The sequence below is a fragment of the Clostridium sp. HV4-5-A1G genome, assembly GCF_900184915.1.
Taxonomy (GTDB): domain Bacteria; phylum Bacillota; class Clostridia; order Clostridiales; family Clostridiaceae; genus Clostridium_B; species Clostridium_B aromativorans.
This window is the reverse complement of sequence record NZ_FXYI02000216.1, coordinates 1-5,252: the sequence shown is the minus strand read 5'-3', so window position 1 is coordinate 5,252 and position 5,252 is coordinate 1. Positions and strand designations below refer to the sequence as shown.

Sequence of the window (5,252 nt, the reverse complement as noted above, 5' to 3'; positions counted from 1 at the left end):
CTATTTTATATATTAATTTATCTTTTAACATATTAACTCCTTTTAAATATAACAAAGCTAACTATTTGTATTGATTTTGATTTTGTGGTATTTACTAAATAAGATGTCATTTATAAATTTGTAGGTATTTTGAGGAAAAATTTCCCACTTTATAGTTCTGTCCTTCATCTTATCCCTAAATTTCATTAAATCCTCTTTAGTATCTATATCACAACATTTACATGTAAATCCAACTGTTATATTATTTCTATTTGCAATATCTATAGTACCCTCAATCACTGACTTTTTTCCCCAGTTTATGCTGCTTGAAAATATTTGTGAATTTCTTTTTTTCATACCTATCAAGTAGTATCCTCCATCCTCTGTCGGCCCCAGACATAGATCCTTATCTTCCAATACAGAAAAGGCTCTGGCTATATTGGATGGCTGTATTTCTGGTATATCAGTTCCTATCAAAGCTACTTTTTTATATCCTTTGTGCAGTACAGTATCTATGGCATTGTCCATTTTATCTCCCAAATCACCCCCAATTTGAGGGAATGTATCAATATACTCTGGAATCATATCCTTCATGTAAGATAAATCTTCTTTTGGAGTATATGTAAGGTATATATCCGTGTCATTGACCAACCTACTGCACACTTTGAAAATATCCATTAAAAATTGGATATGAAGGTTGGCACATTCTTCGCCTGTTAAAATTTCCATCAATCTAGTTTTGGTTTTACCTGGAATAGGTACTCTTGTCATAAGTATGAGTGCATTCATCCATACTCCTCCTATACATTTCATTTAATTTTTCTGATGAAACACCTAGAAAATACAGTATCCTGAGTTTATGCATTAATATATGGGTTTTAATAGGACCACTTTTTTTAAATCTTCTTGCAGAAGTTCCAATGCCATATCTGAGCAGCTTCATTTTTCCTATTTTCCTTAATCTCAATGATATTTCTAAATCTTCCATAATATCTATGTCTGCATATCCTCCTAATTTTTCAAATACATCTTTTCTAATGAACATTCCCTGATCCCCGAAATATATTCCAAGTTTTCCTGCTCTAATATTTGAAGTAGTGGATATGTATCTCATAAATAGTGTATTGCAATCATAAAAATAAAGGGAAAACCCTCCTCCTATAATTTCATCCTCTTCAATAGCTTTTTCTATGTAGTCAATTGAATTAGGATCTACAATTGAATCTGCATGTAAAAACCATAGTATATTCCCTCTAGCATATTTTGCACCTTCATTCATCTGCCTTGCTCTTCCTCTTTCACTAGACAGTACCTTTGCACATTTTCTCACTGTTGACACAGTATTATCTGTACTCTCTCCATCTACAAAAATTATCTCTTTTTTTCCCTTCACTTTCTCCAACATTGTTAAAAATGCTTTTATATTTTTACCCTCATTTAATACAGGAATTATTATTGAAACCATTTTAATCACCAAATCAAAATTGTACTTCTTATTTTAATTATAACTTTTTTGTATACAGAACCCTAATTATTATTGCTATTTAAAATACTTATAGTAAGTTATATTATTATTTCTTATCAAAATTTCTTATCTGCTATTAATACATGCAAAAAACTTTTAGACATTATTTTATTTTAGTAATTTTTTCCATAGCACTTTATACCAATATATACAGACACATTTTTCTTTTTTCCACATTTTCTCCACAGAATAATCCACACCTTATCTACAGAAATTATGTTTATTTTTGTAATATACTGTATTTTATTGGCTAATAAAAGATATGTTTATTTTATTATTATCTGGTAAAATATAAGAGGAGTAAAGTTACCTTATGGGGGAATAGCGATGAAAAATGATTTAGCAAATTTAGATATCGAGATAAATAATCTAAAAGAAACTCTATATCTGCTGATGAGAAACAGTAATCTTACAGACGAAACAGTAGTTAAATGCAGTGAAAAACTGGACAAGTTAATTTTAGAATACCAGAGGAAAAACACTTTTGGTTAGATATTTTTAATTTTATAAACTACATATTCATTTCATTTAAATTTTAAAAGCTCTATTCCTTGGACTTGATTTTAAAAATCTATATAACTTTTTACTATAATAAAAATAGGGGGCTGAGCCCCTACTTCTAAAACTAAAGTTAGAAATTCATATATAAACTCGTCTATTTTTTAAATTTTTCTCATAAGGTTGGTTTATTTATAAAAACTTTCAATAATCTTTGATATTTTGCCTGAGTAAAATATGTACTCCATGTGAAGGGCTCTAGTGAGAGCTACGTATAATATCTTCTTATCCAATTCATTTTCGGTATAATTTTCCTCATTGCAATTGTAAATTATAGTGCAGTCAAATTCCAACCCTTTTGTCATATAGGAGGGAATTATCATTTTATCTTCTTTCAATACATTATCATTTTCTTTGACTAAATTCCAATTGTAAGCACTGTACTTTTTTAAATAATCTCTAATTTTTTTACATTGGACAGAAGTTTTTCCTATAATGGCTATAGTTCTTTTATTACTGTCATGAACTTTTTTCACTATTTTATCTAAACTTTTACTGAAATCTCTATTGTTTATAAATTTAAGTATTTTAGGAGAATCCCCATGTCTTAAAACAGGTACTGCCGGTATTAGATTACTTTTTTGAAGCTCAAGTATCTTATTGGCAAATTCTATTATTTCTACTGTAGAACGGTAGCTTTGAGTCAGCTGAAAATATCTTGTGTTGACTCCAAAAATATCCTGTATAATATCATTCCAGTCAGATATACTTCTATAATCATATATACCTTGGGCAAGATCACCCACTATAGTCATAGAACTGCCTGTACTTATTTCCTTTAAGACAGTCATTTCAAAACTGCTGTAATCTTGAGCCTCATCCACAACCAGGTATTTAAATCTGAACTTTTCGGGTATTCCATCTATTTTGAATTTCAAATAGCAAAGAGCTGCTAAATCATCACTATCAATTACGTTATTCTGTTTATTTGCCTGTATTTCATTTACCAGGTCGTTCCAGCGATTCCTGGAAACTTTTTTACTTATGATCTTTTCAAATACATCCTTGTCCGTTAGAAATTTTTCATAGAGCTTAGATGTATCGACTTCAGTCCACCTATTGAAATAATCCTCAAAATTTTTCTCCGATTGAATTATTATATATTCTTTCTTTTCATCTCTTTCATCGTAGATAAATCTAATTTTATTTCTCCTACCTGCGCTGTCTTTCATAGTTTTTTTTAATCTGGCAATTTTATAATCATATAGAAAATCTATTTTATCCATTATTTTATGTATTTTATCATCTATCTTCAACTCGAAATATTTTTTTATCTTATATTTTTTTTGATTTTCAGGCAAATATTTCATATCCTTCGTGTATAGCCTGTATATTTCCCTACTGTCAAATAAAATATAATCATCTACTTTTATATCACTTATATCTAAATCCTTTTCCCCAATATATTTTATGTAATCGTCAATTAATTTCCTGTATAAAATACTCCCCCTTATACGGCTGTTGTAGATCATGTTTTTTTTAGAAAAACATTGTTTATTTTCAAGTATATCTGCCAATTTCTTATCTTTGGTGTATATTTTACATTTAATGTGCAGTATTTTACTGCACAGTTCTTCAAAAGTCATTTGCTTTACATTGTCTACTCCCAGATCCGGAAGTACATCTGATATATAACTTAAAAAAAGCTTATTGGGAGCTATAACCAAAACGTCTTTTCCACCTAGTTTATCTTTATATCTGTAGAGTAAATATGCCAGCCTATGAAGGGCCACTGTAGTTTTGCCGGAGCCTGCAGTTCCCTGAAATATAAGAGTGGTATTTTTTTCTGCTCTTATTATATCGTTCTGCTCTTTCTGAATAGTTGCCACCACATCTTTGAGCCTGTTATTCACACTTTGATTTAAATTTACTTTTAGAAATTCATCTACCAGTGGATTGCCCTCTTCATTGTCAGATTTAAGTAATATCTCGTTTACTCCATCATCAAAGGCATCTTTTAAATTACCATTTTCAATCAAAAATTTCCTCTTTAAACTGAGTTTTCCACTTATCACTCCAACAGGAGACTTGTAAAATGTATCTCCTTCTACACCACTGTAATATAAATCCGCCAGGGGAGCCCTCCAATCAATTACTTTTTCATCTCCATTTTCTACATCTCCAAGCCCAAATTTGCCTATATAGAAAGTCTCTTTTTCGCTCTTGTATTCTCTAAAATCAATTCTTCCAAAATAAGGTTTTTCTTTGCTTTCTTCGTATTTTTCAAGACTTTTATGGGTGATATTATAAAGTTTTTCCTTTGTATCCAGTTCTTCATTATACTTTCCCCTAGACTGCTTCCTCAAGTCCTCTATGCTCATCTTTAATTTTTTGTCATTTTGCTGTATATTTTTTATTTCTGATTCCAACCATTTTAAAGTGTCCTTCAAATGTTCCTTTTCAATTTCCATTTCACTAGAATCTATAGACATAGTATCCCTTCTCCCACTCCTGTACTTACTGTATAAGATATTATATAAATTTTATATTTAACATTATAACATGTCAGAACCACAAGAAGGAAATATTACAAATCTCTTTTTACTAAGTTAGGACATTTTCTTATATTTGCGCAAAAGAATAAACTGTTGAATAATCAAACATTCAGCAGTTCATTCTTACTCTAATTATATTCTCATTGTTTGAGTCTAAATCCTTTTGAGACTAAAGCTTCTCGAAAGTGCTCCCAGAATGCCAAGAGAAATAGCTCCATCTATCATATGATGAATAAGTGTACCAACTCCTACTACTATGAGTACCTTGTACATAGTAAACCCGAAAGGTATTACTGCTATGGCCTCAAGTACTCCGTGAATAGGCGCTGTAAGTACTATGATCTTTTTAAAAGATATTCCTTTTTTAAGCATAAATGCACCTGCCAATCCAACAAATATATGACTGGCTGCCCTTGCTGCTATTACAAGAGGCGAAGTAACTAAAAATCCTATTACAGATCCTATCCCCACCATTACTGCTGCAAAAGGTCCTAAAAACATCGACATAAACATAGGTACATGAGCAGCCAAAGTAGCGCTAAAAGGCCCAAATTGTATTTTTAAAATTCCAAAAGCTGTTGGTATTACAATTGCCAGAGCTGTTAGAAGCCCTGAATAAGTAAGTTTTTTTATATTATTCATTTTTCTCCTCCAAATTAGTGTATATACTCTTATATATACACTAATAATATAAT

5 protein-coding genes are annotated in these 5,252 nt (G+C 30.4%); 1 reads left to right on the top strand and 4 read right to left on the bottom strand.

The features are described from left to right. Positions 1-57 precede the first annotated feature (57 nt). Together J5G60_RS16420 and J5G60_RS16415 are read right to left on the bottom strand one after the other, a co-directional pair. On the bottom strand, positions 58-768 hold the full coding sequence (locus J5G60_RS16420) for a TIGR04282 family arsenosugar biosynthesis glycosyltransferase (protein WP_150357987.1): 711 nt from the start codon (positions 766-768) through the stop codon (positions 58-60). Continuing rightward, on the bottom strand, positions 725-1,444 hold the full coding sequence (locus J5G60_RS16415; protein ID WP_150357988.1) for a TIGR04283 family arsenosugar biosynthesis glycosyltransferase: 720 nt from the start codon (positions 1,442-1,444) through the stop codon (positions 725-727). The genes J5G60_RS16420 and J5G60_RS16415 overlap by 44 nt, the downstream gene beginning before the upstream one ends. A gap of 387 nt (positions 1,445-1,831) precedes the next feature. Between J5G60_RS16415 and J5G60_RS16410 the strand changes: the two genes are divergently transcribed. Then, a complete protein-coding gene (locus J5G60_RS16410) occupies positions 1,832-1,996 on the top strand; it encodes an aspartyl-phosphate phosphatase Spo0E family protein (RefSeq protein WP_150357989.1) in 165 nt (54 codons plus the stop codon). A 194-nt stretch (positions 1,997-2,190) separates the two neighbouring features. Here the strand turns inward: J5G60_RS16410 and helD are convergent, their stop codons facing one another. Both helD and J5G60_RS16400 read right to left on the bottom strand, forming a co-directional pair. Next, a complete protein-coding gene (gene helD / locus J5G60_RS16405) occupies positions 2,191-4,494 on the bottom strand; it encodes an RNA polymerase recycling motor HelD (protein WP_150357990.1) in 2,304 nt (767 codons plus the stop codon). Between the two features lie 216 nt (positions 4,495-4,710). Next, the gene (locus J5G60_RS16400; RefSeq protein ID WP_150357991.1) at positions 4,711-5,199 is read right to left on the bottom strand and encodes an ECF transporter S component; all 489 of its coding nucleotides are present in this window, start codon (positions 5,197-5,199) and stop codon (positions 4,711-4,713) included. Positions 5,200-5,252 lie beyond the last annotated feature (53 nt).